This is a genomic window from Spirosoma rhododendri (assembly GCF_012849055.1).
Lineage (GTDB): Bacteria > Bacteroidota > Bacteroidia > Cytophagales > Spirosomataceae > Spirosoma > Spirosoma rhododendri.
Genome location: NZ_CP051677.1, coordinates 5,119,826 through 5,145,966, shown reverse-complemented (window position 1 = coordinate 5,145,966; position 26,141 = coordinate 5,119,826). Strand labels below are relative to the sequence as shown.

The 26,141-nt window shown below is 55.1% G+C and carries 22 protein-coding genes; 4 read left to right on the top strand and 18 right to left on the bottom strand.

The features are described from left to right. Window positions 1-58 precede the first annotated feature (58 nt). Window positions 59-1,138, top strand: coding sequence for an SDR family oxidoreductase (locus tag HH216_RS21425; RefSeq protein ID WP_169552714.1), 1,080 nt, complete (start codon window positions 59-61; stop codon window positions 1,136-1,138). Window positions 1,139-1,473: 335 nt separating this feature from the next. Here HH216_RS21425 and HH216_RS21420 read toward each other — a convergent pair whose 3' ends face one another. From HH216_RS21420 to HH216_RS21365, 12 genes are all read right to left on the bottom strand, one after another. Continuing rightward, window positions 1,474-1,710 (bottom strand): hypothetical protein, encoded by a 237-nt coding sequence (locus HH216_RS21420; protein WP_169552713.1) that lies wholly within the window; start codon window positions 1,708-1,710, stop codon window positions 1,474-1,476. 76 nt (window positions 1,711-1,786) lie between these two features. Further along, entirely contained in the window at window positions 1,787-2,281 is a 495-nt protein-coding gene (locus HH216_RS21415; RefSeq protein ID WP_169552712.1) for a hypothetical protein, read from the bottom strand. Window positions 2,282-2,311: 30 nt separating this feature from the next. Continuing rightward, window positions 2,312-2,731, bottom strand: a complete 420-nt coding sequence (locus tag HH216_RS21410) for a hypothetical protein (protein ID WP_169552711.1) — start codon at window positions 2,729-2,731, stop codon at window positions 2,312-2,314. A gap of 173 nt (window positions 2,732-2,904) precedes the next feature. Next, window positions 2,905-3,231, bottom strand: coding sequence for a type II toxin-antitoxin system PemK/MazF family toxin (locus HH216_RS21405; RefSeq protein WP_169552710.1), 327 nt, complete (start codon window positions 3,229-3,231; stop codon window positions 2,905-2,907). Beyond that, entirely contained in the window at window positions 3,224-3,454 is a 231-nt protein-coding gene (locus HH216_RS21400) for a hypothetical protein (protein ID WP_169552709.1), read from the bottom strand. The genes HH216_RS21405 and HH216_RS21400 overlap by 8 nt, the downstream gene beginning before the upstream one ends. Window positions 3,455-3,545: 91 nt before the next feature. Beyond that, on the bottom strand, window positions 3,546-5,789 hold the full coding sequence (locus HH216_RS21395; RefSeq protein ID WP_169552708.1) for a xanthine dehydrogenase family protein molybdopterin-binding subunit: 2,244 nt from the start codon (window positions 5,787-5,789) through the stop codon (window positions 3,546-3,548). Window positions 5,790-5,791: 2 nt separating this feature from the next. Continuing rightward, window positions 5,792-6,826, bottom strand: a complete 1,035-nt coding sequence (locus HH216_RS21390; protein WP_169552707.1) for an FAD binding domain-containing protein — start codon at window positions 6,824-6,826, stop codon at window positions 5,792-5,794. After that, window positions 6,823-7,458, bottom strand: a complete 636-nt coding sequence (locus HH216_RS21385) for a (2Fe-2S)-binding protein (protein WP_169552706.1) — start codon at window positions 7,456-7,458, stop codon at window positions 6,823-6,825. The genes HH216_RS21390 and HH216_RS21385 overlap by 4 nt, the downstream gene beginning before the upstream one ends. A gap of 255 nt (window positions 7,459-7,713) precedes the next feature. Then, window positions 7,714-8,283 (bottom strand): sugar O-acetyltransferase, encoded by a 570-nt coding sequence (locus HH216_RS21380; protein ID WP_169552705.1) that lies wholly within the window; start codon window positions 8,281-8,283, stop codon window positions 7,714-7,716. Continuing rightward, window positions 8,280-8,708, bottom strand: a complete 429-nt coding sequence (locus tag HH216_RS21375; RefSeq protein WP_169552704.1) for a putative quinol monooxygenase — start codon at window positions 8,706-8,708, stop codon at window positions 8,280-8,282. The genes HH216_RS21380 and HH216_RS21375 overlap by 4 nt, the downstream gene beginning before the upstream one ends. Before the next feature lie 29 nt (window positions 8,709-8,737). After that, window positions 8,738-9,199 carry a cupin domain-containing protein gene (locus HH216_RS21370; RefSeq protein WP_169552703.1) on the bottom strand — a complete coding sequence of 154 codons (462 nt, stop codon included), beginning with the start codon at window positions 9,197-9,199 and terminating at the stop codon, window positions 8,738-8,740. Window positions 9,200-9,212: 13 nt separating this feature from the next. Next, a complete protein-coding gene (locus tag HH216_RS21365) occupies window positions 9,213-10,196 on the bottom strand; it encodes an aldo/keto reductase (protein WP_169552702.1) in 984 nt (327 codons plus the stop codon). Between the two features lie 188 nt (window positions 10,197-10,384). Between HH216_RS21365 and HH216_RS21360 the strand changes: the two genes are divergently transcribed. Then, window positions 10,385-11,281: a helix-turn-helix domain-containing protein gene (locus tag HH216_RS21360; protein ID WP_169552701.1), complete on the top strand. Its 897-nt coding sequence runs from the start codon at window positions 10,385-10,387 to the stop codon at window positions 11,279-11,281. 129 nt (window positions 11,282-11,410) lie between these two features. Here HH216_RS21360 and HH216_RS21355 read toward each other — a convergent pair whose 3' ends face one another. The 3 genes from HH216_RS21355 to HH216_RS21345 all read right to left on the bottom strand — a co-directional run bounded on the left by HH216_RS21355 (window position 11,411) and on the right by HH216_RS21345 (window position 17,380). Then, window positions 11,411-12,385, bottom strand: a complete 975-nt coding sequence (locus HH216_RS21355) for an aldo/keto reductase (protein ID WP_169552700.1) — start codon at window positions 12,383-12,385, stop codon at window positions 11,411-11,413. A gap of 48 nt (window positions 12,386-12,433) precedes the next feature. Beyond that, window positions 12,434-14,161, bottom strand: coding sequence for a cryptochrome/deoxyribodipyrimidine photo-lyase family protein (locus HH216_RS21350; protein WP_169552699.1), 1,728 nt, complete (start codon window positions 14,159-14,161; stop codon window positions 12,434-12,436). Between the two features lie 270 nt (window positions 14,162-14,431). Next, the gene (locus tag HH216_RS21345; RefSeq protein ID WP_169552698.1) at window positions 14,432-17,380 is read right to left on the bottom strand and encodes a glycosyltransferase family 117 protein; all 2,949 of its coding nucleotides are present in this window, start codon (window positions 17,378-17,380) and stop codon (window positions 14,432-14,434) included. 162 nt (window positions 17,381-17,542) lie between these two features. On the opposite strand from HH216_RS21345, the gene HH216_RS21340 reads away from it, so the two are divergent. Continuing rightward, the gene (locus HH216_RS21340; protein ID WP_169552697.1) at window positions 17,543-18,010 is read left to right on the top strand and encodes a hypothetical protein; all 468 of its coding nucleotides are present in this window, start codon (window positions 17,543-17,545) and stop codon (window positions 18,008-18,010) included. A 23-nt stretch (window positions 18,011-18,033) separates the two neighbouring features. Here HH216_RS21340 and HH216_RS21335 read toward each other — a convergent pair whose 3' ends face one another. The 3 genes from HH216_RS21335 to HH216_RS21325 form a co-directional block, all read right to left on the bottom strand. Next, entirely contained in the window at window positions 18,034-19,281 is a 1,248-nt protein-coding gene (locus HH216_RS21335) for a glycoside hydrolase family 28 protein (RefSeq protein ID WP_254448555.1), read from the bottom strand. A 293-nt stretch (window positions 19,282-19,574) separates the two neighbouring features. Beyond that, window positions 19,575-21,200 carry a RagB/SusD family nutrient uptake outer membrane protein gene (locus tag HH216_RS21330; protein ID WP_169552696.1) on the bottom strand — a complete coding sequence of 542 codons (1,626 nt, stop codon included), beginning with the start codon at window positions 21,198-21,200 and terminating at the stop codon, window positions 19,575-19,577. A 10-nt stretch (window positions 21,201-21,210) separates the two neighbouring features. After that, window positions 21,211-24,348, bottom strand: a complete 3,138-nt coding sequence (locus HH216_RS21325) for a SusC/RagA family TonB-linked outer membrane protein (RefSeq protein ID WP_254448554.1) — start codon at window positions 24,346-24,348, stop codon at window positions 21,211-21,213. A 652-nt stretch (window positions 24,349-25,000) separates the two neighbouring features. On the opposite strand from HH216_RS21325, the gene HH216_RS21320 reads away from it, so the two are divergent. Then, window positions 25,001-26,140 (top strand): WG repeat-containing protein, encoded by a 1,140-nt coding sequence (locus HH216_RS21320; protein WP_169552695.1) that lies wholly within the window; start codon window positions 25,001-25,003, stop codon window positions 26,138-26,140. Window position 26,141 lies beyond the last annotated feature (1 nt).

The window sequence follows — 26,141 nt, the reverse complement described above, 5'->3', positions numbered from 1 at the left end:
GCTACCACAGGCAGGGTATGTTGCCCGGCCCGGCAGTAGCGCATTAGTCAACGTTAGTATGGATAAAGTAGCCCTTGTTGTGGGTGTAAGTGGCATTGCCGGAAGTAATCTGGCTACGGAACTGGTCGCTCAGGGATGGACCACCTACGGCCTTGCCCGCAACCCAAACCCCGGCATCGAGCATGTGCGGCCCCTCGCGGCTGACCTGCTCGACCCCGCCAGCCTTGAGACTGCCCTGGCGGGTGTCTCGCCGACGCACGTCTTTTTTACAACCTGGATGCGGCAGGAAACCGAAGTCGACAACATCAGGGTCAACAGCGCGATGGTCCGTAATCTGCTGGCTGTGTTGCGGCCTAAAAACTCGGTACAGCACGTCGCGCTGGTAACGGGTCTCAAACATTATCTGGGACCTTTCGACGCGTACGCCAAAGCGGGTTCTCTGCCCCAGACACCCTTGCGCGAGGACCAGCCCCGGTTAGCCATCGATAACTTTTACTACGCGCAGGAGGATGAGGTCTATGCGGCTGCCGCGCAGGCGGGGTTCTCGTGGAGCATCCACCGTCCACACACCATCATCGGCAAAGCGGTGGGCAACATGATGAACATGGGCACGACGCTGGCCGTTTACGCCACAATTTGCCGGGAGCGGGGGCAACCCTTTCGCTGGCCGGGTTCCAAAGCGCAGTGGGAAGGCATTTCCGACGTGACCGATGCGCGGGTACTGGCGAAACAGTTGATTTGGGCTGCCAATACCGAAGCGGCTCACAATATGGCGTTTAACATCACCAACGGCGATTTCTTCCGGTGGAGTTGGTTATGGCCACAGCTAGCCAGCTATTTTGGTGTCGAAGCCGCTGGTTTCGACGGGACCATTCACCCGCTTGAAGCCACGATGGCCGACGATGACGCGGTCTGGCGCGAAATCGCAACGGCGCATAACCTAATCGAGCCCTCGCTAACCCGACTGGCTTCGCCCTGGCACACAGACCTTGACCTGGGACGGCCCATCGAAGTCATGACGGATATGTCGCGAAGCCGGGAGCTAGGCTTCTCCGTGTACCAACGAACCGACCAATCCTTTTTCGACCTGTTCAACCAGCTACAGGCCGACCGAATCATTCCGGCTGTAACTCGCTAGACAACAGGTTCAAATCACCGCGCCCGTTTGCCGACTCTATGATAAAGTCGGCAAGCGGGCGCAGGGTTTTTTTACGACATTTTCTGTATGACAATGGACAGGGTTCGGATGCGTTGGCCGGTGGTTGTTAAATCTGCTGTTCACGCTTAGGCCGTACTGAGTTCTTTTTCGAATTATTCTTTGCCCTGATAGCACCCATTACCTTTCTGAAATCAGTAAGATCCTCCTCTGTCCAAGGTTTCGATTTTATGGAGAAATCGACGTCTAGTGGTTCTCTGATAAGTCCCATATATTCATGAATTGTAATAGCGAATGATAAGGCGATAATCGTTAGCCTATTCTCTATTCCGAGCATGTCGCTCTGCTCTGACGGCTTCAACTTCTGCTGTGATTTCTTCCATGGTTAAATCAGGCAAGCCGTGATTCCGTATCTTATTGATGCACTTCTCAAGTTTTTGACGGCTCAATTCTTTTTCGACAATCACGACCAGTTCAGCGAAACTTAGATTGCCTGTCACGAATCCAAACTTGTCAAAGTCAGACTCATCGATTGAAATGCTTATAGTTCTCATTTTAATTAAAAACACTCACTCCTGTGTCAGAATTAACGACAATGAGTTGGATCAATATATCTAGATGTAGCAATGATTATCTCATTTCCATTACACCTTTGGGTTTCTTGTGAGCACAGTAAACTTCGATGCCGAATTTGAGAATTAATGCGGTTATGGATGCCGCAATCATTTTAATTCCCACACCTAGACCTGCAAGTGTACTAACTACAGCTCCAGTAATATATTTCTTAGAAAGAAGAGAGTTCACGCCATTAGTGAACCAAGCTTTATAAATATCGCTCTCTGGGTCACATAAAGACTTGTATATAGTTCTTTTAAAAGAGGAAAATATTGTTTCTCCAACTTTGTCGTCTTGTATCTGTTCGGTTGGGCTAGGTAATTTTAGTTTCTCAGCAGAAGATAACTGATTTTTTGAAAAACTGTCTATTTGCAAGATTGAGGTCACTACGTTAGAAGGTGTAGCATTCCCTATAGATTTCAAAAGCTCGTCTTTACCCTTCTCCAATAATTTTTGAGCTTGGGTTGTAATTTCTTCAACGTCTAGAACCTCATCTCCGAGCCCTTTCAAAGATGAGAGAGAAACTTCTTCATTAAATCTTTAAATAATTGATTTTCTGAATTCTGTCCTCTTCTTCTCTGATTTTATTACTTTATCGTTTGTCAGTACTTCTTTTACAAATGGTTCTGCCTTGTCAATCGCATTACTTCTTAGATGGGCGATGGCTAATAAAGCTGTCGCTTCAAGATGTACTCTAGTGTTTTTGTTTGTTTTTTGCTTTATAATTTTGAGTCCCTCTATAGCCAATGGATAGTCACCTGCTTCTATACTTGCTTCGTACAGCCAGTTTTTTGCCTGCATTAACCGTGTTTCATATCCATGTGGTCTGAGGAGCGTCTTAATGTCTTGGATTAAATCCTTCGCAGCTTTCAGATTACCATTGTATGCGGCAACTTGGAGTTTAGTCTCGAGTCGTTTGAGCGCGCCGTTTTGACTATCACTCAGTTTTTGCAAGCTCATTTTATGTAGTGGTAGTGGTTCGAATCGACATAAATATAAAAATGAAAATGTAGAAAAACTCCGCTGCCGCTACCTTTGTAAAGATGGCAGCAGCGGAGCTAAATTGAATCGCGACGGCTTACACCTGCTTGTGCATGACCTTGTCGGTTGTAATGAGCAGGGTGCCGATGCGATTAGGAGAGTTGGAAGAGTATCTTCAGTTTGCTGTTTGAGTCCTGTATATCGCTGGTTGAAAGCCGACCCAGTAAGCCTTCGCTTTTAGCCAGCGATTTGTCCAGCGTAGCGATTTTGCTGGTTCGGATCAGTGATTGCTTTTTCAGTCCGTTTCCGGGCGTCGGTAATAACAGCACGTCCGTTGATTCCTGCCAGTCGATTTGCGAGGTGATAAAGCAGACTGTTAGGTCAAGGTCTGTTGTGGTCAAAACAACCGCCGGACGTAGTTTGCTGCCGCTGAGATCGGTGAATGGAAACGTAATCAGTACGATGTCGCCCTTATTCATTGTGTGGTACTTTCAGATCATCCACAGAATAAATGTCATCGTCGTCTTGTAAGAAGCTAAATGCCTGACTTTCTGCCATTGCTGTTTGTAAGCCGGCCGTCAACTGTTGCTCTTCGTAACGTTTGCTGATGAATTCGACGAAATCTGAAATTTCTGCTGCTTTATCGTCCGGGAGTTGACTTATCGCTTTGACTGTTCGGTCTATGATTGCCTGTTTAGTCATGTCAGATTCAATTTAGTTCATAATGCAAAAACTCCGCTGCTGCGACCTTCGTAAAGATAGCGACAGCGGAGTGAAGTTGATATGCGATGGTTTACACCAGCTTCTGCATGACCTTGTCGGGGGTGATGGGCAGGGTGCGGATGCGTTGGCCGGTGGCGTTGAAGACCGCGTTGGCGACGGCAGCGGCAAAGCCAATCAGCGCAATTTCGCCCATACCTTTCGCGCCCATCGGGTTGATGTACGGGTCGGGCTTGTCGATGACGATGGTCTCCGTGTGGGGAACGTCGGCGTTGACGGCAACGTGGTAGTCGGCGAGGTTGTTGTTGACGTAGCGGCCGTAGCGGTGGTCAATGACGGCTTCTTCGGTCAGGGCCATGCCAATACCACCCGCGACGCCCCCAATCATCTGACTGGCGGCCGTTTTGGGACTGACAATCCGGCCTGAATCGGCGACGCTCACGGCTTTCGACACGCGCACAACGCCCGTAACGGGGTTGACGCGCACTTGTACGAAATGCACCGAGAACGAATACATCGAGTACTTCTCCTGCTCCGGCCCGCCCTTCGACTGTAGCGTTTTGTCGATGGTCGACTGGTTGTTGCTGCGCATCAGGTCGGCCACGGCGACTTTCTTACCGGTGTCGTTGCTGGCCGACAACATACCATCGGCAAGGGTCAGGCTATTGGGTGCGACGCCCGCGAGGGGAGAGCCGGACTTGGTCGCCATCTCGGCGAGGGCGGTTTTGACGGCCGTACAAACATCGTGGACTGCCGAACCAACCGTCGAGGTGATGGTTGAGCCACCCTGCATCGGCGCGTTGGGCAATGACGTGTCGCCGTATTCGACTTTTATTTTCTCAACCGGAACGCCCAGTACGTTGTGGGCGATCATGGCCATGGCCGTTCCCGTTCCCGGCCCGATGTCGGTAACGCCACATTGCACCTTCAGCGAACCGTCGGCGTTCAGGATGGCGCGGGCGGTGGCTTGTCCCCGGCTGGCGTTGAACACCCCCGAACTCATGCCGTAGCCCACGAGCCAGTCGCCGTCGCGGTTGTTGCCGGGCTGATTACTGCGTTTGGTCCAGCCGATAGCATCGGCCCCGCGCTGATAGGCTTCCTTCAGGTTTTTGTCTGAATAAGGCCGGTTGTGTTCGGGGTCGGTTTCGGTGTAGTTGAGCAGGCGGAACTGGATCGGGTCGAGGTTGAGCTTGTGGGCCATCTCGTCCATCGCCGATTCAAGGGCGTAGGCCCCCGTCGCTTCGCCCGGTCCGCGCATCCAGATGGGTACGCCCCGGTCGAGCGGCACAATTTTGTAGCGCGTGCTCACGTTCGGGCAGTCGTACATAAACTTGGTCATGCCGACAGTGCCTTCCGTAAAATCCTCGTAACTGGCCGTTTCGCCGGTAGCCGCGTGGGCGATACCGATGAGTTTGCCGTTTTTGTCAGCCCCCAGGTTAATCGTCTGCACCGTGTATGGGCGGTGGCCCACCAGCGTAAACATCTGCGAGCGGGTCATGACCAGTTTTACCGGCCGGCCGACTTTCTTCGCGATGGCGACGACGGCCGTTTCCTGCGGCCACGTGCGCAGGGCCATACCAAAGCCACCACCCATGAACTCGGTATGGACGTGAATGCCGTCCGGGGCTATTTTGAACGCCTGGGCCATCGCCCGCTGTGTGGCTTTCACACCCTGCGTTTTGGCGTAGATCATTATCTTGTCGTCGCCGGTCCAATGCGCCAGAATGCCGTGCATTTCCATCGGGTTATGCACCTCGGTGGGCAGCGTATATTCGGCTTCCAGCGTCACCGGGGCCGTTTTGTAGCCGTCGGCGGTACCGCGCACGTAGTCGGCAGAGCGCTCACCCTTGGGCGTTACACCCTTCGCCAGATTCTTTTCTAAATCCGTTTTGGGCGTCTGCTTGTTGTAGGTCGCTTTTACCAGCGAAGCCGCGTAAGTGGCCCGCTCGAAGGTATCGGCAATGACCATTGCAATCGGCTGACCGTCGAACAGAATTTCCTTTGTGTGCAGAATCCGGTACTTCTCCCCACCCGACGGCGGGCCCGGTGGTGGTCCGTTGCCATTTCCCTGCGCGGGCGCGTCCCAACCCGGAATGGGGGGCATATTCTGGTGGGTAAATACCCCGACGACGCCCGGTGCGTTCTCCGCCTTTTTGGTGTCGATGCTGGCGATGGTGCCCCGCGCAATGTCGCTGCCGACGATGACGCAGTAGGTCATATTCGGCATCTCAAACTCGGCGAAGTACTTGGCCCCGCCGGTCACTTTCATCCGCCCGTCGACCCGGTCGATGGGCGGGTTTTTCGTGTCTTTGGTCATGGTCAGGCGGTTTTAGTAGCGGTTTTCAGGGCTTCCACAATCGAGTTGGGGGCCATCGTCAGTTTGAAATCGTTCTCGCCGTAGCCTTTCGCACCCTTCATCGCCAGCGCTGCCGCCTGTTTGAAATTGGCTTCCGTAGCCGGTTTGCCTTTCAGAAACTGCTCGGCAGCGGTCAGCCGCCAGGGTTTGTGCGCTACGCCACCCATCGCCAGCCGAACGTCCTGAATCGTGTTACCTTTCATCGAAACACCCGCCCCGACCGAAATCAGCGCGAAGGCATACGACGCCCGGTCACGGACTTTCAGGTAGTGCGAATTCTCGGCGAAGCTGTTCATCGGCAAATCGACTGACATAATCAGTTCGCCGGGTTGCAGCGTGTTGTCTTTCTGTGGCATGTCGCCTGGCAGGCGGTGGAAGTCGATGAATGGAATTTTACGGTCGCCTTTCGGCCCCGACACGTTCACCGTCGCGTCCAGTGCCACCAGCGCGATACACATATCGCTGGGGTGAACGGCAATACACTTTTCAGATCGGTCCGACGCTTCGGTGCCGAAAATGGCGTGCATCCGGTTGTAGCCGCCAATGGCTCCGCAACCCGTTGGGCCGTTGGGTTCGCCTTTGTCGGGGCCGGCCTGCACGGGACTGCGCTTGTTGCAGGGCATGGTGTTGTCGTAGAAATACGAGCACCGCGTGCGCTGCATCATGTTGCCACCCACGGTCGCCATGTTGCGCAACTGCGCCGACGCCCCCGCATTCAGGGCCTGCGACAGCAGCGGGAAGTTCTTCTTCACCAGCTCGTTTTCGGCTACGGTCGAGTTTTTGGCCATCGCGCCGATACGCAGTCCGGTCGCCGTTTTTTCAATCGTCGCCAGCGGCAGCTTGTTGATGTCGACCAGCCGTTCGGGAACGATGACTTCCCGCTTCATCAGGTCGATGAGGTTGGTGCCGCCCGCCAGAAAGTAGGTGCCGCTTTCTTTGGTAACTGCCGAAATCGCGGCTTTGGGGGTCGTAACCCGCGTAAATTGAAACGGATTCATACCTTTTGCCCTCCCTGTTTTACGTCCATAATCGCGTCGACAATGTTGGAATACGCGCCACACCGGCAGATGTTGCCACTCATGTACTCGCGGATTTCGTCGGGGCCGTCGGCGTGCCCCTCGCGGATGCAGGCGACGGCCGACATAATCTGACCGGGCGTGCAGTAGCCGCACTGAAAGCCGTCGTGCTTGATAAACGCTTCCTGCATTGGGTGAAGCTGATCGCCGTCGGCCAGTCCTTCGATGGTCGTGACTTTGCAGCCTTCAGTGGTCATGGCCAGCGTCAGGCACGAGTTAACCCGCGTACCGTCGACGTGGACTGTGCAGGCTCCGCATTGGCCGTGGTCGCAGCCTTTCTTGGTGCCGGTCAGGTTGAGTTGTTCGCGGAGCAGGTCGAGGAGCGTTACGCGGGGTTCGATGTTGAGTTGCTGGGCCGTGCCGTTGATCGTAACCCGGAGCGGCATCTGCTCGAAGCGGGTCGCCACACGTTCGTGTAACCCCTTCTCGACGGCTGTTACGGCGGCCGGGGGCGTCATGGCGAAAGCCGCCATTATCGACGACTGCTTGAGGAAATCCCGGCGCGAGGCACCCGAATTTTCCGCTGATTCGTCAGGGTGTTGTTGATCTGTCATTTCTTGTGTTGAGTTGATACATCCAAGTTACACATTATAACCCGCTGTGTCGGCAAATTGTCATTGACTAATTACTCTATAAACGTGCAGGGCCACTATTTTTCTGTCATCCCGACGTTAGGAGGGATCTTCGCTAATAGGCAGTTTTTTCGCTCCTAGCGAACCGGGCCGCCGGAGCGGATCCCTCCTGGCGTCGGGATGACAAATGGTCTACAATAACTATTTGTTAATCAAGTATTTAACTATAGGTCTATCTCAAAGCGTCTTGACAACCTTCGCCGGAACGCCTGCTACGACCGTGTTGGGCGGTACGTCGCGGCTAACGACAGCACCGGCGGCTACGATGGCGTTTTCGCCCACCGTTACGCCCGGCAGAATGGTAGCCCCGGCACCAATCCAGGCGTTTCGCTTAATCACAATGGGCTGGAGAAGCAGCGTTTTGCGGTCTGCTGGATCGAGGGGGTGGTTCTCCGATGTCAGGTTGACACGCGGACCAATCTGCACGTCGTCTTCAATCGTAATACCGCCTATGTCTAAAAATGAACACGCGTGGTTGATGAAGACGTTTTTACCCAATCGAATAAACCGTCCGAAGTTGGTGTGGAACGGCGGGAAGATAGCCGTCGACGGGTCGATTGCCTGCCCCGTTATCTCGCTCAACCGATGCCGCATCTCATCGACTTCCGTAACTGTGGCGTTCATCGCAACACAGAGCCGGATGGTGCGGGCTACGATTTCACTAAATTGGGCGTATTCGGGGTCGTCTTTGCGGAGCGGTTCTCCGGCGGCAAGGCGTTCGAGAATGTTACCGGGGCGAGGGGTCATTTTGTGTCGTTTAGTTTCCTGAACAGCAAAGGCATCGTGGCCGGGTCTAGCGCGGTCATGTCGATCAGTTTCAGCGACTTCACCATCGGCAGCGTCGTGGTTTTGTATTTCTGGAAGTGGGGCGATTTGATATGAGACTCATACGCGGCCCGATTGGCGTAGATTTCCAGAATCCGTATCGACGTGGGGTTTTCGTTCTGATACATCGGGTAGATCGCCACGACGCCCGGCTCCAGTTTGACGGATGCCGCCGACTCTTCGGCCAGAATCGCTTTGTACTGCTCCAGATCAGCCGGGGCGATTTCGATCTCCGACAGCCGCACCATCATGCCCGGCTGTTGCGCCGACGCGGTTTGAAAACCTACGGTCATGAGCAGGAACAGAAGAAAGGCGGGGAGCAGACTGACTATGTTGATTCGGTTCATGGCAGGATACGTTTGTGTGGGTTAATTGGCTATTTCTGGCCTGCGTACTCAGCATCTGTCACCTGCTTAAACCAGATGGTTTTGCCTTTCTGCGTGGGCGTCGTTGCAATGTAGGTAACGCCAGTTGTGGGCGTAGCTCCGTGCCAGTGCTCCACGCCCGGCTGGCATTTGATAACCTCGCCCTTGCGGACGGTTTGCCGGGGTTTGCCGCGCTCCTGGTAGTAGCCCACGCCGTCGGTAAAGAGCAGAATCTGCCCGCCCGGATGCGCGTGCCAGTGCAGCCGGGCGTCGGGCGCGAACGTCGCCATCGCAACGGAATAGGTAAACGTGCTGTCGGCCGCGCTTAACTCGTTGAGCCAGATTTGACCGACTTGGTGGGCGGTCTTTGCCTCTTCGCCTTTTGGGAAGATAGTCGTCTCCTGCGCCATCGCCTGCGTCGATAGGACGGCCAGAGCGACGGCCAGCAACGAAGTGAAAAACAAGTGCTTCATGGTGGTTTCTACTTTATCGGTTTATCATGGTCTGCATTTGCTGGGGGTAACGGTCGCCCTGCACGTCGATGGCCGACAGAGCCTCATTGATGGTTGCCAAATCGTTGGTACTAAGGGCGATGGCGGCTGCACCGTTGTTCTCCGTCAGGCGGCTGATTTTGGTCGTTCCCGGAATTGGTACAATCCACGGTTTCTGGGCCAGCAGCCAGGCGAGGGCAATCTGTGCCGGGGTAGCGTTGCGTTCCTGCGCCATCCGACTCAGCAAGTCGACCAGCGCGCTGTTGGCTTTGCGATTCTCTTCCGAAAAACGGGGTACGATGTTGCGGAAATCTGTTTTGTCGAAAGTCGTGGTTTCGTCGATTTTACCGGTTAGAAATCCCCTGCCGAGCGGGCTAAACGGCACAAAGCCGATACCCAGTTCTTCCAGTGTCGGTAGGATAGTCTGCTCCGGTTCGCGCCACCACAGTGAGTATTCACTTTGCAGCGCCGTTACGGGCTGTACGGCATGGGCCTGCCGAATGGTTTCCGCCCCGGCTTCTGATAGGCCGAAGTGCTTTACTTTTCCCTCGCTGATTAGCTGCTTTACCGTCCCGGCCACGTCTTCGATGGGTACGTTCGGGTCGACGCGGTGCTGATAAAACAGGTCGATGACGTCGGTGCGCAGCCGTTTCAGCGACGCTTCCGCAACCGCCCGGATGTTGGAAGGCCGACTGTCGAGTCCCAGGGCGGTTTTCCCTTCGGTAAACCCAAATTTGGTGGCAATCACCACATCATTCCGAAACGGGGCCAGGGCTTCGCCGAGCAATTCTTCGTTGGCATACGGCCCGTAGGCTTCAGCGGTATCGAAGAAAGTGACGCCCTGCTCCACCGCCGAACGGATGAGGGTGATAGCCGCTTCTTTATCGGTTGCGGGTCCGTAGCCGAAGCTAAGCCCCATGCAACCCAGGCCGAGGGCAGATACCTCCAGGCCGCTTTTTCCCAATGTGCGCGTTTCCATGTTTTTCTGCGTTTAGTACGTTGTCGTTAACCCAGACCGGGTTGACACAGTACAAAGGTCAGCCGGATTTGTCGGGTTAATCGTATACAGATTACTGAACTATCTACCACTATTACTGATTTGGCCGGGTAGGCCGTCAAAGCCGATGAGTAGCCGTTATCTTCGTTGTAGATCAGTCAGAAACAGGTATGGAAACGATGGTTCGGTTTGAGTCGGTGGGGCAGTACAATGCGTTCAACAACAACGAGACACGCCACCCATTGGTGAGCGTCGTCGACCTGTCGAAGGCCGATCCCCGGCAGGGTTCGCGGATGTATGTCGGCCTGTACACCATCTTTCTGAAAGACGTAAAATGCGGAGATCTGGTGTATGGCCGGGACACCTACGACTATCAGGAGGGAACGCTGGTGTTTATGGCACCGGGACAGGTCGTAGGCATCAACAGCAACGGCGAGATGTACCAGCCTAAGGGCTACGCGCTCGTGTTTCACCCGGATTTGCTGCTGGGTACCTCGCTATCATCGACCATCCACGACTATTCGTTTTTCGGCTATCAATCGAACGAAGCCCTGCATTTGTCGGAACGGGAGCGGCAGATTGTACTCGACTGTTTCGCCAAAATCGACTACGAGCTTCAACACGCCATCGACAAGCACAGCAAGAAGCTGATTGTGGCCAACATCGAACTGTTTCTGGACTACTGCATGCGCTTCTACGACCGGCAGTTCATCACCCGCGACCACGTGCATCAGGGGGTTCTGGCCCGTCTCGAAACGCTGCTGACGCACTATTTTCAGTCAGAAGCCCCGCAAACGGTCGGCCTGCCTTCGGTCGGGTATTGTGCCGAGCAATTGAATCTGTCGGCCAATTATTTTGGCGATCTGGTGAAGAAAGAAACGGGCCAATCCGCGCACGATTACATTCAGGCGAAGCTGATCGGCGTTGCCAAAGAGCGAATTTTCGACCGGCACAAAACCGTCAGCGAGATTGCTTACGAACTGGGTTTCAAGTACCCGCAACACTTTAGCCGGTTGTTCAAACAGCATGTCGGCCACTCGCCGAATGAATACCGGATGCTGAACTAGCGGGGGGATTTTTATCTGTATTTTTTGTCATCCCGACGTCAGGAGGGATCTTCGCTAACAGGTGATTTTTTTGCTTTCAGCGAAGATCCCTCCTGACGTCGGGATAACAAAAAGCTCAGAAAGCTGTCGTTAAATCCCCGCTACCGCGCGCGGTCTGTACAACTCTTCCAACTGCTTAACCTCATCGTCGGAAAGCTTCACTGAGAGCGCATTGACGGCATCTTCGAGGTGGCCGGGTTTGCTGGCTCCAATGATAGGGGCGGTGATAACTGGTTTTTGCAGCATCCAGGCGAGGGCCACCTGTGACGCCGGAATGCCACGCGCTTCGGCCAGTTGCGTAACGCGGTCGGCAATAGCAAAATCGGCGTCAGTGTAGAGCGATTTGCCAAAGGCGTCGGTCTCAGCCCGTTTGGTTTCGTTTCGCTCTTTGGTGCGCTTACCCGTCAGCAGGCCCCGCGCCAGGGGCGACCACGGAATGACGGCGATTTTCTGGTCTTCACAAAACGGTAGCATCTCGCGCTCCTCCTCCCGATACACCAGATTGTACTGCGGCTGCATCGACACGAAGCGCGTCCAGCCGTGGAGGTCGGCGGTGTACTGCGCTTTAGCAAACTGCCACGCTGCCATCGACGATGCGCCGATATACCGTGCTTTGCCTGCTTTCACGATGTCGTGCAGGGCTTCCATCGTTTCCTCGATAGGCGTATTGTCGTCCCAACGGTGAATCTGGTACAGGTCGACGTAATCGGTACCGAGCCGTTTCAGGCTGGCATCGATGGCGCTCATAATGTGTTTGCGCGACAGACCTTTGTCGTTTGGGCCGGGACCCATCGGATTGAATACTTTAGTGGCCAGCACGATTTCGTCGCGGTTGGTAAAGTCGCGGAGGGCGCGGCCAGTTACTTCTTCGCTGGCACCGTTGGCGTAGATGTCGGCGGTGTCGAAAAAATTGATGCCCAGATCGAGGGCTTTCCTGAAGAAAGGACGGCTGGTCTCTTCGTCCAGCGCCCAGGGCCAGCGGTCGGTCGGCTTGCCGTAGGTCATGCACCCCAGACACAGTTTCGACACGGTCATCCCCGTATTTCCAAATCGTACGAATTCCATAACAGTAGTTGCTTGCTGTCTGATTAACCCCTGTTTCCGGTATACGGTTTACAGTTTGCTGGGTTCAGGAACCGGGTCCGTAGTTGGACTGACAAGGTCAGGCTGTTTCCGACGAGCTTTCTGCCCAACCGCCGGTTTCGATGCTTTGCTACTTTTCGGTTTCGCCGGTTTGGTGTGACGCGATGCGGGTAACGTGTGCTTGTTGAGGATACGCTCCTTCTCGGCTTTACCCGCTTCCGTTTTCCGGGGCTGATGTAATTGCTGTCGTGCTTGCCGGGCCGTCTGCACCGTGTCGATAATAGGAGCGGGGTAATCGATACCCACGTGAAAATGAGCCATCGTTTGCTCCAGGGGTGGCATCGTCCACGGTTCATGGATGTACGCCAGCGGGCAGTTGGCCAGTTCGGGCACCCACTGCCGGATAAACACCCCCGCCGGATCGTGTTCCTGCGATTGCTTGACGGGATTATAAATCCGAACGGTGTTGGTGCCCGTCATACCCGACTGCATCTGGATCTGCGCGTAGTGAATGCCCGGTTCAAAGTCGGTGTAGAGTTGGGCGAGGTGCCAGCCGCCCTCCTGCCAGTGCTGAAGCAGGTGGTGGGTCAGAAACGAAGTCAGCATGGCCCGCATCCGAAAGTTGATGTAGCCTGTCGCCCGTAAGCAGCGCATGCACGCATCGACGAGTGGGTAACCCGTCTGCCCATCCCGCCAGGCTCGGTAGTGATCGACGTTGACCTGCTTCTCGATGGCGTCGAACGCGCGGTTGACGTTGGCAAACTCCATCCGGTCTTCATTCTCAAATTTCTGAATGAAGTGGCAGTGCCAGCGCAGCCGCGACGCAAACGCGATCAACTGCCGACCAATACCGGGTAACGTTGGATACCGGGCCGCTTCACGCTGGGCCTGATACGCCTGCCGGATGCTCAGGCACCCCCAGGCTATGTAGGGCGACAAACGACTACAACCCCGGCGGCTTTCGAGCGGTTTGGAAATGGACTGGGCGTACAGCGCGATGCGTTCGTTCAGAAAACTAACCAGGTAGCGATGCCCATTGCGCTCTCCGCCCGGCTGAAACAGCGGGTGCGGTCGCTGCCAATCGGCGGGTAAGTCGGGACCCCGTTCGGCGTCGTGCCTGGCCGTGTCGATGGGGGCGGGGTACCAGAGCGCGAGGTCGGGGTGCTGCTGCGGAGCCAGCATAGTCTGTTGCCAGTCAGCGGTCCAGGTGTCGCGGTTTTTCAGGCCTCGTATCACGCCGTTGCTCTGAAATTCCTGCCAGTCGATACCCTGCTGCTGGCAAAACCGGGTTACGGCTTTATCCCGTTCGTAGGTTAGGCGAATGCCTGTTTCCTCGTGGGAGTACAGCGTGTGAATGGTAAACTGGCTCTGCAATGCCGCAAGTACGTCGATGACCTCTCGGTGAAAGATCCAGATGACTGGCGACCCGGTGGGTGGGGCAGGAGTTGGCTCGTCGTCGAACTCGAAGGGTAGCCACTCATGCACCAGTTCAACAGAGTTGGTCTGCGCTGACTCGGCGACGGGCGGAAGCTGGGCCAACTGCTGATTCAGATCGGTCAGCGATTCGAGCACGAAACGCCAGTGACGCGTGTCGTAGTTAGGATCGGCAATGAGCGACGGCTCGAAACAGTACATCAGCAGCAACGGGCGCGTCGGCGTACCCCGACCGGCGGTAATAGCGGCCTGTAGGGGCGCGTGGTCGCGGAGCCGTAGATCGCGTTTGAACCAGAGAATGTCCAGACCGGGGCGGTTTTCCATAGATTAGGTAAACCGGTTGTTGGGGCAAATGGATTTAAGCGTCGGCGTAAAAATAGTTTAACACAGAGTCACAGAAAACGCAGAGATATATTGGCAACAATCTGTTGACTATCAGCTAATTAAAACTCCGTGTTCTCTGTGCCTCTGTGTTGAATTACTTTTTATCGGCAACAATGTTGAGTCAAACGGTACCAATGTGTATGCCCGGTGCCAAACGCCAAACGCCCGGATCGAGGTGATCCGGGCGTTTGGCGTTTGGTAGAAACTCGATCAGCCGAAGGCGTTGATGTGCTTCTGGAAGATGGCTTCGTATTTGCTGGCGGCTGCCGTTTGCTTGGCTTCCTTACAGGCTTCGATAATCGTTTGCAGCGTGTACAGGTCCGAATTCGGGCTGCCGAACTGATGGCCGCTCTTGTCGTAGGTCAGCGCCTGATCGGCCCGCATCGCCATGGTATCAGCAATTTCCAGTGCCCGCTTTGGCTCGCCCAGTTCAAACAGGAACCGTACGTAGTTCGACGAAATCTGGTCGTACGGGATGCTCTTGTCGGGGATCGTTTTTAGCGAATAGTTGATCACTTCCAACGCCTTGTCTCTCTTGCCCTCGCGTAGTAACTGATCGGCGAGTCGGAAGAACGCGATCCGGGCCGATACGATAGGCGTGCGGTACGTTTCGTCGTAGTACACGTTCGGGTTGTCGAACTCACGGAAGTACGATTTCTTCATCATGTTGGTATACATGATATCGGAATTGACGTAGCCATCCGACGCGCCCGGCACCCCGACCGGCATCAGGCGGTAGGCATAGCCTTCCAGCTGCATGTGGTCTTTCAGGTTCAGGTAGTTATCGTTGGCCAGCGTGCTCGAAAAGTAAATCGGCCGCTTCCAATTGTTCGTCGCGATCATGTCGAGCATAATCAGATCCGGCTTGTAGAGGTCCTTCTTGCCGATGGTCCATTGCAGCGTGTCGCCGATCATCGGTTTGAGCAGGCCCGGCACAAAATTGGCTTTCTCGACAGCCGACTTATCGATGGGCAGGAACAGCACCGACGAAGGCAATACGCTGGTCATGTCGCCGGTCGATAGCGGTACCTGAATGGCTGGACTATTGGTCTGAACCAGACTGATGTACTGTTTCAGGTCGATGCCGTTTTTCACGCCCGGCACTTCGTAGAACGGAATGACGTCGTTTTTGCCTTTGTTGAAGTTGTCGAACGTCAGCGAGATTGGCAGCGCGTCAGACTCGTAGGTCTTGCGCTTCATCTGCTGAATGTACCACTCCGTACCGAGCAGGCTCAGGTTACACACCCGCACGTCGCGCCGGAAGCCTTCGACCTCCTGCACGTACCAGAGCGGGAATGTATCGTTGTCGCCACCGGTAAACAGAATCGCGTTGGGGGCGCAGGAATTGAGCAGGTTCTTTGCGAAGTCAACCGACTGATACCGTTTGTTGCGGTCGTGGTTGTCCCAGCTTTTGGCACCCATCATCAGCGGCACCAGCAGACATAGCCCGGCCACCAGCCCGTTGCGCATCACATCGGCTTTGACGTACTGCCGCAGTCCTTCGGCAATACCCATCACGCCCAGACCCAGCCAGATCGCGAAGAAGTAGAACGAGCCGACGTAGATGTAATCACGTTCGCGGGGCTCCGATGGGGGCGAGTTCAGGAATACCTGCAATGCGATACCGGTGAAGACGAACAGCAGCAACACGATCAGGAAATCGCGCCGACGGCGGAAGTACTGGAACACGATACCGAACAGGCCCAGCAAAAACGGCAGCATATAGAAGTTGTCGCGGGCTTTATTCGCCACCAGCAGGTCGGGGGCACCGGCGTTGCTCGACCAGGGGAGCAGATAGCCTGCGCCTTCTTCGTCGCTCTCGCGGCCGGTGAAGTTCCACATCAGGTACCGCCACCACATGTGGCCCAACTGGTAGTCGAACAGGAACTTGATGTTATCGCCCATCGTCGGTTTCTGCCCTTCGGCTAAGCCGAGCATCTGTCGATATAATTGTGGGTGATTCTGCTGCGAACTGTAGACGCGGGGAAACAGCATCTCGTCGCCGGGGGCGTAGACGTACTCCGGCTGGTAGTCGAAGATCACGTACTTACTGCCTTCTTTTTTCCAGACAGGTGCGCCTTTCTTGCTGTCGATGGGCCGCGACGTGAAGACCGGGCCGTAGAGCAGCGACCGGCTACCGTACTGCTCCCGACGCAGGTACGACAGGAAGTTCAGCGCGTCGCTGGGGTCGTTTTCGTTGATCGGCGGGTTGAAATCGGCCCGGACCAGCACCTGCATGTACGATGCATAACCGATCAGGACGAACGCCAGTGCCAGCAGTGAGGTGTTGAGCATGACCCGCTTTTGCCGTGCCGACCAGATGATGCCGTACACGACCGCACCGATGAAAATGACGGTGAAGGCGATGGTACCCGAGTTGAACGGCAGGCCCAGCGTGTTGACGAAGAACCGCTCGACGAAGAAGGCCATGCCCGGCAGACCCGGAATGATACCCGAGTTGATAATACCCAGCACGACCATCCCAACCGCAAAGGCCGCTGTACCGCCCCAGAACGTTGGCTTAGCCGTTTTCTTGAAGTAGTAGATCAGGGCCAGCGCGGGCAGCGTAACGAGGTTCAGCAAGTGAACACCGATCGACAGGCCCGTCAGGTAGGCAATGAAAATCAGCCAGCGGTTGGCCGCAGCCGGGTCTTCAACGCGCTCCCAGCGGAAAGCAGCCCACACGACGATAGCCGTAAAAAACGACGACGTGCCGTACACTTCGGCTTCAACGGCCGAGTACCAGAACGTGTCGGAGAAGGTATAGGCCAGCGCGCCGACGGCTCCCGAACCAAGCACCAGCAGCGTATCGGCGGTGGTGTATTCGCTTTCGGGTTTGCCCAGCAGCTTCTGCGCCAGCATCGTGATCGTCCAGCACAAGAACAGGATCGTGGCGGCACTGGCCATTACCGACACCATGTTGATCCAGTAGGCCACGTTGGTCAGGTCGCCCAGCGAGAGCATCGAAAAGAGCCGCCCCGTAAGCAGGAAGAACGGCGCACCGGGCGGGTGAGGAACCTGGAGCTTGAAGGCACACGCAATGAATTCACCACAGTCCCAGAAGCTGGCAGTTCGTTCGACGGTCATCGCAAACGTAATGAGCGCGACGACAAACGTGAACCAGCCGGTGAGGGTGTTCAGGCGTTTAAATGATTGCATAGAGGTGACGGTGCTTTTGTGTAAGTAGCCTCAAAAATACAAAAAGACAGCCCGACCGGGTTGGGTCAGGCTGTTAAAGTTTGTTAAGGTTGCAACCCGCCGGGCGTTACACGTAATGACCGAAATACATACCTTAGCCCGCGTATTCTATTCTGTTTCAGCATGAAAGCGTTGCTGTTGCTCATCGGGTTGGCCTGGGCATGGGCGGTGCCGTCTGCGCGGGCGCAATGGCGGCTATTTTACCAGAGTCAGGATCTTTTTCGGAGAGCTGTGCCCTCTGTTCCGTCCGATAACGCCGATCCTATCGTGCTGATCGAACCCCGTGGCGAACTCAGTAAGTACCTCATCGTGCGGTACGCGCACAGCAAACGGGCGTTGGTGCTCAAAAAAAGTGTGTGGGGTTTTTCCGATAGTACGAATGTCATCTGGCGGGTGTATCGAAACGACCTGTGCCGGGTAACGAAATACAACGATACATGGGTCGAATACGGCCTCTATCGCAGCCGAAGCACTCGTGGCGGTCTATCGATCTGGTATGAACCAGGCTTCAGCCGTGGGCTTGACGGCAAAATCTGGAGCCGCTGGTCGGAAGCTATGGCTGATGCACCACCGGGACACATTGTGCCGTAATAATCAGGCTGGATTCTCAATTATCAGAACCCCGTGCCGGTAACATTTTGTGTGATGAGTGACTGCCCGCTTGCTGCCTGAACACGCCAGTTGGTCATCGTGACGTTTCGGGCGTTTTGCAAAACCAAGCCCGTCTGCGCGCTGATCTGAACCGCCGAGAGCGTCAGGTTTTGAATCAGACTGTTGGTGAGTCCCACCATATTACCCGCGCTTTTCGCCCCGGTCGCGGTCAGCTGACTGATCGTGATGTTGCCAACGGCGGGTACGTCGGTCGGGTAGCTGTTATTGGCGTTCAGCGCGTAAGCCAGATCGATAATCAACGGATTGGTAACGTCGGTCATCGTGATCTGACTGTAAGCCAGGTTCTGCACGGATCCACCCAGCCCTGTTTGCGATTTGATTCGAATCCCGTTGGTCGTACCGGTAAACGTGCAATTGCTCACCGCCACATCGGCTACCCCGCTCGACGCTTCGCTGCCCACCGACAGGCCGTGTCCGTGTAAAAAGCGGCAGTTACTAATCTGAATATCCCGGCAGGGCTGCGCGATCTGCCCGCTGACACGCCCACCTTTGATCGCGATATTATCGTCGCCCGTGTCGATGGTGCAGTTCTGAATCACGACGTGGGTACAGTTGGCGGGGTCGATGCCATCGGTGTTCGGCGAGGTAGCGGGGGCGGTGATCGTCAGGTTTTTAATAGTAACGTTCTGGCACTGATACGGTACGAGGTGAAACGACGGCGAATTGGTCAGCGTCAGACTATCGACGGTCAGGTTGCTTGAGCGGGTGATGTAGATCAGTCGCGGACGGTTCAGTGTCTTGCCGCTATCCAGATAGCGCTGCCACCAGATTGCACCGTTCCCGTCGATAGTGCCCTGCCCGGTTAGGGATGCGTTCGTCAGCGAGTCGCCGTTGATGAGGTTGCTCAGTTTACCGCTATAGTCGGCTGCGTTGGTGCTGGCGAGCAGCGTTGCCCCGGCCGATAGTTGTAGCGTCACCTGACTGCGGAGCGTGATCGGGCTGATGAGGTACGTACCAGCCGGAATGACTAACGTGCCACCCCCCGCTGCCCCGCAGGAGTCGATCGCCCGTTGCAGCGGCTTTGTCTGATTAGTAATTCCGTCGCCGATCAACGCCAACACACCCGCAGATGGCGTAGGCGTGACGCTTTGACCGGCGGAATGACAGGCAGCCGTTTCAATAAGCAAGCCCAGTATGAATAGCCAACGGACGTTGGCAATAAGGCGATTAGCAAGGGAATAAGTCAGCACAGCGAGAGGTGGTAAAACAGGACGGCAAAGTATAGACAGACGCGGTTTGACCGATGAACTACGGGTTAAAACTCACGGCTGTATCTGCATTACCATAACGGCTACAGCCCCCTGAAGGGGGAGAGGTTCATTTGCGGGAGGCTCCCCCTTCAGGGGGGCTGGGGGGTAAGTCTGCTGGCCCTCACTAACTCCCATTTAAGACGCTAACAACACTACGTTTAACGATACGGCTTAAACGCCAACAGCCGGACCCACACGAGTCCGGCTGTTGACGATTGCTGCTCAACTTATATTTACTGCGCTGGATAGCCCGGATTCTGCTTTAGATTCGGGTTGGCGGCTAACTGACGCTGCGGAATCGGGAAGATATTCTTGTTCGGGTCGCTGGGCTGATGGTCCCACCACGACGCGCGGGTAAAGGCGCCTGCCCGGATCATATCGGAGCGTCGCTTACCCTCAAAAATGAACTCCCGGCCCCGCTCGGCCAGCAGTTCAGTCAGCGTCAGCGTCGTTGGCGTGTAGGCTTCTTTTACGAAGTTAGCCTCGCTGAAAGCCCGTTTCCGGCAACTGTTTACCAGATCGACGGCTTCGGCCGGGGCCGTGCCGCCGTTTTTCCGCATCAGCGCTTCGGCCTTGTTGAAGTAGATTTCCGTCAGTCGGTAGACCATCCAGTCGTTGCTCCAGTACTTAGCCTCCGACTGACGACCGGGGCGGTATTTGTTGAACCGGGCACCGCTGTTTTCTTCCCCGTCGATCATGGTCGAACTGGTTTTGTTTTCGCTCGCCCGACGGATTTCCTTTACAAACACCAGCGGCTTGTCGCGGTACTCCTCGGTGCCTAGTACCGGCTGACTGGGGTTCGCTGCCTGATACTGCGGACCGATAAGCATCCAGGTCGATTTCCGCAGGTCGGTATCGCTGAACGCATCGTACGCACTCGGAATCACAACCACACCATTATTGCCGTTGGCGTCGCCGTCGTAGATCAGTCGCTGTGCGAAGTGGTAGAAATCGCTGTTCCAGCCGCAGCGCGTGGGTGTGGCCTGGTAGTCGTAGGTCAGTTGAAACAGGGCTTCCTTCGAGATGTCGTTGGTGTTGTTGAACGTCGAGATCAGGTCGGTATCGAGGGCCGGTGCGCCGTTCAGACCACCCGTTTCACCCCGGATAATCTTGTCGCAGGCGGCAATGCACTCGTCCCATTTGGCCGTGCCGAGCCACACTTCGGCGTTCAGGTACAGTTCGGCCAGCATGGCGTATCCGGCTGCTTTGGTGATGCGGCCGATCTGCTGTTTGCTTAGATTGGGTAGCAGGTCGACGTTTTCCTTCAATTCCTTTTCCACGAAGGCAAACACCTCCGCACGCGGGGCAGTGGGCGGACTCAGGGGCGTACCAACCGTCGTGACGATGGGAATATTGCCGTACAGATCCATCAGTTTCATGTAGTGGAACGCCCGGAACACCTTCAGCTCGGCGATAAACGCGGCCTTTTCGGTGTCGTTCACGCCCGCACGGGCAAAGTCGACCTGGTTGAAATCGCCTAGCGCACTGTTGCAGAAGCCAACGCCGGTAAACAGCAGCGACCAGGAGTTCCAGATGTTGTTTTCGGTGAACACCCAGCTGTGGCCGTGCAGGCGAATCCACTGCGCGTCGTCGTAGCCGTGCCGCCCTTTCTGGGGCCACGCCAGCTGATCGGCCGAGAGTTCGTTCATCCGCCAATAGCCTTGCTGACCCGTGGGAGCGACCCAGGCGTTGGCGTGTGTGTAGGGGCGTAGCACCGCCGATAGTATTTCCTGCCGGTTGTTGTAAAACTGGCTGGAGTTGATCTGACTGTATAGGGTTTCGTCGAGATTGGTGCAACCGTTCAGACCCGACAACGTCAGAAGCCCGGCCAGTCCCAGACTGATATGTATTCGTTTCATGCGTGTTGAGTTAGAAGCCAAAGTTTAAACCGGCGGTAAACGAGCGGGTGCGGGGGTAGAAGCCCCGGCCGTCGATGCCCGGTGCCAGACCCGTATCGTCCACTTCGGGATCCTGGCCCCGGTATTTGGTGAAGGTCAGTAGGTTGCGACCGGTCAGGTAGACGCGCAGGTTGCGGATCAGGGGCGTGTTGAACTTGAAATTGTAGCCCAGCGTCACGTTGTCGAGCTTCACGAACCCGCCCGGTTCGAGGTAGTAATCCGAGAATTGTAGGGCGTCGTTGATCTGATTGTTGCGCGTAATGGCATCCTGCAACACGTTGTTGGGCAGGTAGATTTTGTTGCCAAAAAACACCTGTTGCAGGTTCAGAATATCGTAGCCGAACTTACCCCGGAAAAACAGCGTCAGGTCCAGATTTTTGTACTGAAACCGGTTCGTCCACGACGCGTAAACCTTCGGTACGCCATTGCCGATGTAGGCGTAATCGTCGTTCGGTACGATCTTGTCGGCCGTGACGGCTTCCCCAGTGGCTTTGTAGAACAACCACCGACCTTCGGGCGTAAACCCGGCGAACCGCTTGCCGTAGAAGCTGCCCAGCGGACCGCCTTCGATGGTGCGGATGGCTGGTCCGAGCGCACCGAACCCGCCGATGTCGCCGAAGGTCAGGAACGTCACTTTGAAGACGTCGTCGGAGAACGATACCAGCTTGTTCGATTGGGTGCTGGCCGCTACGTCCATACCCCAGCTGAAATTTTCCTTCTTCAGTACCGAACCGCTCAGCGTCAGTTCGACGCCTTTATTCTGAATCACCCCGACATTAGTAAACAGAGTCGACTGCACGAAGGGCGGCAACTGCGTGTTGAAGCTGCCCAGCAGGTCGGAGGTGCGACGCTGGTACAGATCGAGCGCACCCGTCAGCCGACCGTTGAAGAGCGCGAAGTCGAAGCCGAGGTTAACCTCCTGCTTGCGTTCCCAGCGCAGGTTGGGGTTGGGGTTGTTGCTGGGGCCGTAGGTTTGCCGCCATACCCCGTCGTCGTTGAGGTACTGGTTACCCGTGCTGAGTCGCACCACCGACTGGTAATTTGGGATGCCCTGATTCCCCGTCACGCCGTAACCGATCCGCAGTTTCAAGTCGTTGATGAACGTCAGTTTGCTCATAAACGGCTCCTTACTGATGGTCCAGCCCGCCGATACGGCCGGGAAATAACCGTACTTGTAGTTGGCCCCAAAGCGCGACGAACCTTCCCGGCGCAGAATGGCCTGAGCGATGTACTTGTCTTTGTAGGCGTAGTTGAGCCGCCCGAAAAAGGCGATCAGCGTGTTGTCTTCCTTGTTGCTGGCCAGCGACGACTTGCCCAGTTGCAGGAAGTTACCGGCACCCAGGTTGTTTTCCTGAAAAATGTCGTTCAGGAAGCCGCTGTTTGCCCCCGAAAACTCTTCGAAGACGAAGTACTGGTAGGAGTACCCGGCCAGCGCTTTCAGGCTATGGTCCTGATTGATGGTCCGGTTGTATTCGAGCGTCGATTCAAAGGTCGAACTGGTCGACAGGTAGTTGTATTTGCGGGCGTAACCAGTCTTGCGGACAGGGGTTCCGTTGAGCGTACCGATGTCTGAGAAGCGGGACTGTGTCGAGCGGTACTCGTTGTCGTTCCACGTATCCCGAATGATGGCTCCGAAGGCCGACGCCCGTAGGCCGGGGATGGGTTCGAGCGTGAAGCGGGCATCGGCCGACGTGGTTTGCTGCGAGCGCAGGTTTTTCTCCTGATTCAGCCGACCAATGGGGTTCGTTGTCGAGCCTTCTTCAAAGTACGTCCCGTTAGGATTAAATACCGGCTGCGTTGGGTTGCGGCCGAGGGCGTTCTCAAAGTCACCGGCATTGCCGCCGAGCAGATTTGCCCGGCTGAAATTAGTGGCCAGGTTGACCTGCGCAGTGAGCATATCGCCCAGGCCGCGCTGATTGAAACTCAGCCGACCGCCAAACTGCCGACGCCAGTTCTGAATCGTGATGGGGTCGGCACCGTTGTAGTACATCGACGCGCGGTAGCTGCCTTTTTCGCCCCCACCCGACAGGGCCAGGTTGTGGTACTGACTCAGGTTGCCTTTGTTCAGTAGTAGGTCGTAAAAGTCCGTCGACGCACCCAAGTCCTGCATCTGCCCGGCTTTCTGATTGGTCGGGTCATTGCGGTAGGCCCGCCATTCCTCGGGCGTCAGGAAGCGGGGTCGTTTGGCAACCGATTCGTGCTGCGTGTACGTCGAGTAATCGAACCGGGCCGGACCTGCTTTGCCTTTCTTTGTCGTAATCAGAATAACCCCGGCGTTGCCTCGCGTACCATAGATGGCAGCCGCCGAACCATCTTTCAGCACGTCGAACGACGCAATATCGTCTTGCTGCAATAGGTCCAGGTTACCGCCGGGAATGCCGTCGATCACGATCAGTGGCGATAAACTACCGTTTACCGATACGATCCCGCGCAACTGCACGGCCGGGCTGGCGTTGGGGTTATTGCCCTGCGTCCGAGTGATTTGCAGACCCGCCACTTTACCCTGCACCAGATCGAGGGCGCTACGCGTGCCGCCCTGGTTGAAGTCCTCTGATTTCACTGTCGCCACCGCCGACGTTACCTCCGCCCGGCGTTGCGTACCGTACCCCACCACAACCACTTCATTGAGCGATTTGACGTCGGTCTTGAGCGTAATATCGATTGACGACCGGTTATCGATGGGTACCTCCAGCGCCGAAAACCCAATCGACGATACGATGAGCGTACCCGTACCATTGGGTACGGTCAGCGTATACGTACCATTGGCATCGGTCACGGTTCCCGTACTCGACGTACCTTTCAGTAATACCGTCGACCCCGGAATGGGTTTGCCCAACTCATCGAGTACCCGGCCTTTGATAGTGATCGGGGGCGGAGTCTGCTTGTTGGTCAGCGCGATAGGCTGTGCCGGACTAAGCGCGTATACGGTACCGGGCCGGGGGGCACTGGTAAAGCGCGCGTCCGGGCGGTTGGGACTGGCAGCGGCTGGTGCTGCTGATAAGGCGGAGAGGGTACCGCCGGTGAGCCATAAGCCCAGAACGAATGGGTTGGCTGAACCACAGCGTAACCGCCGTCTTCCAGCTACTGAATTGTACAATTGACTTGTCATTCAGAGAAAGATTAAGTGAAACAGGTTGTATTTGGTTGTGCAACGAATTGCCGGGTTTGGGGAGCGTACCAGCAGGACACGCTCGAAATACTTGCAATAGCGGAAGGGGCGGTGCGGACAGGGAATGAAGCGGCTCTCTAAGTAGTGTAGAGTACGTAATTATACTTACTCTATAGATATACTTATTAAAAAGAAAATGCTTTCTTTAATTTTTTATAAATGTCTCTTTAATGTGCATTCTACTTTCGCCAGATCAAAAAAAGGGGATTGCAGGCGGCAAAGTTATGCGCATCACTACCGCTTCACGAGGATATAGTACGATAGATATCTAATTATCAATAGGTTAATGATTATCTCTGGGCAGGTAAAATTTTCAGTGTCGACGTTCAAAAAAAGAGGGCGATTCACACACGTGAATCGCCCTGATCAATCTTATGCATGTCTTGTATCAATACACCTCACTACGCGCAGCTTTGAGCGTATTCTGCATCAGCTAACAACACCGGTACTCACCAAGGATAGTGGCACGGATAGGCGTACAGCAGTACCTAGAATACTGCTTTTGTAGGAAAACGAGTATCGGCAGCGTTTATCCTCTCCTTACTATTGGGCTATGTCTAAACTCTTACTGATCATCAGACTAACACTACTTATGGCAACGCTATTTTCTACTGTGCTTGCCAAGCCAAGACCGGATTTTCTAAAGCCATATACCTATAGTAAACAACTCGGCACGTATTACCTGGTTTACCAGCAGCGTCATTGTGGCTTACTGGATTCTGTGGGGCGTTTGATCGTAGCCTGCCAATTTGATGACATTGACAAATTCTATGATGGTATGGCCGAGGTGGTATTGAATGGCAAGCACGGGTATGTAAATCAACAGGGTAGGTTAGTCGTGCCAATGCTATATGTGCGCGCCAATCCCTACCATAACGGCGAAGCCCTTGTCGTAAGCACTGAGGGCAAGTTCGGGTACCTGAATACAAAAGGTCAGCTCGTGAAACCTTTTAGTCAACTTGCTCATGCTTATATAATAGGAAACTATGTAAAAAGCTGGGTCTGTCAGCCATACGTCAAATGCTTTCGTGAAGGAGCGGGTGAGTTTTATATAGGCTCAGGCGGGGCTGTAGATTACATACCACAACATCTCTCTAGAGGGCAGACTTACCGCGAAGATGGGTTGACGGTCCTTGTCAGTGGCAGTGGAAAAGACCGGCGGTACGGGTTCTCGGATTCGGTTGGGCACATCGTCTGGCCCCTAGTCTTTGAGGAAGCTGATGAGATAACCTATGCCTGGAAAGACTGGGTTCGTGTTCGAAAATATGGGCGTTATGGATTCCTGAATCGCCGGTCCGGAAAAATGATGGTGCCCCTCATCTACGAGGATTCGCGACCATCTGCCCTTGCTCGTATCTGGGTAAAACGAAGTGAAAAATGGGGGATGGTTGACCGCACGGGAAAAACAGTAATTCCGTTTCAGTACACAGCCGTATCCACGTATTGCGAAAATCGGGCGCTAGTAAGAGCTGGCACCCGGTTGGGATACGTGGATACAACCGGTAAGCTAATTACACCTATTCAGTTTGACAAAGCATCCTATTTTAAAGATGGTCGAGCTAAAGTATATCAGGGTAACAAATGGTTCGAAATTAATTCACAAGGGCGGGTAATAGATAGCGGAATTCAGATGGATGTTTTCTGGACTTGGGTCCGCTACGGCGGACTGTTTACCGGAATACTCTTCTTTGTTATTTGCGTTTGTCGCTATCGCATAGCCCTGATTAAATGAC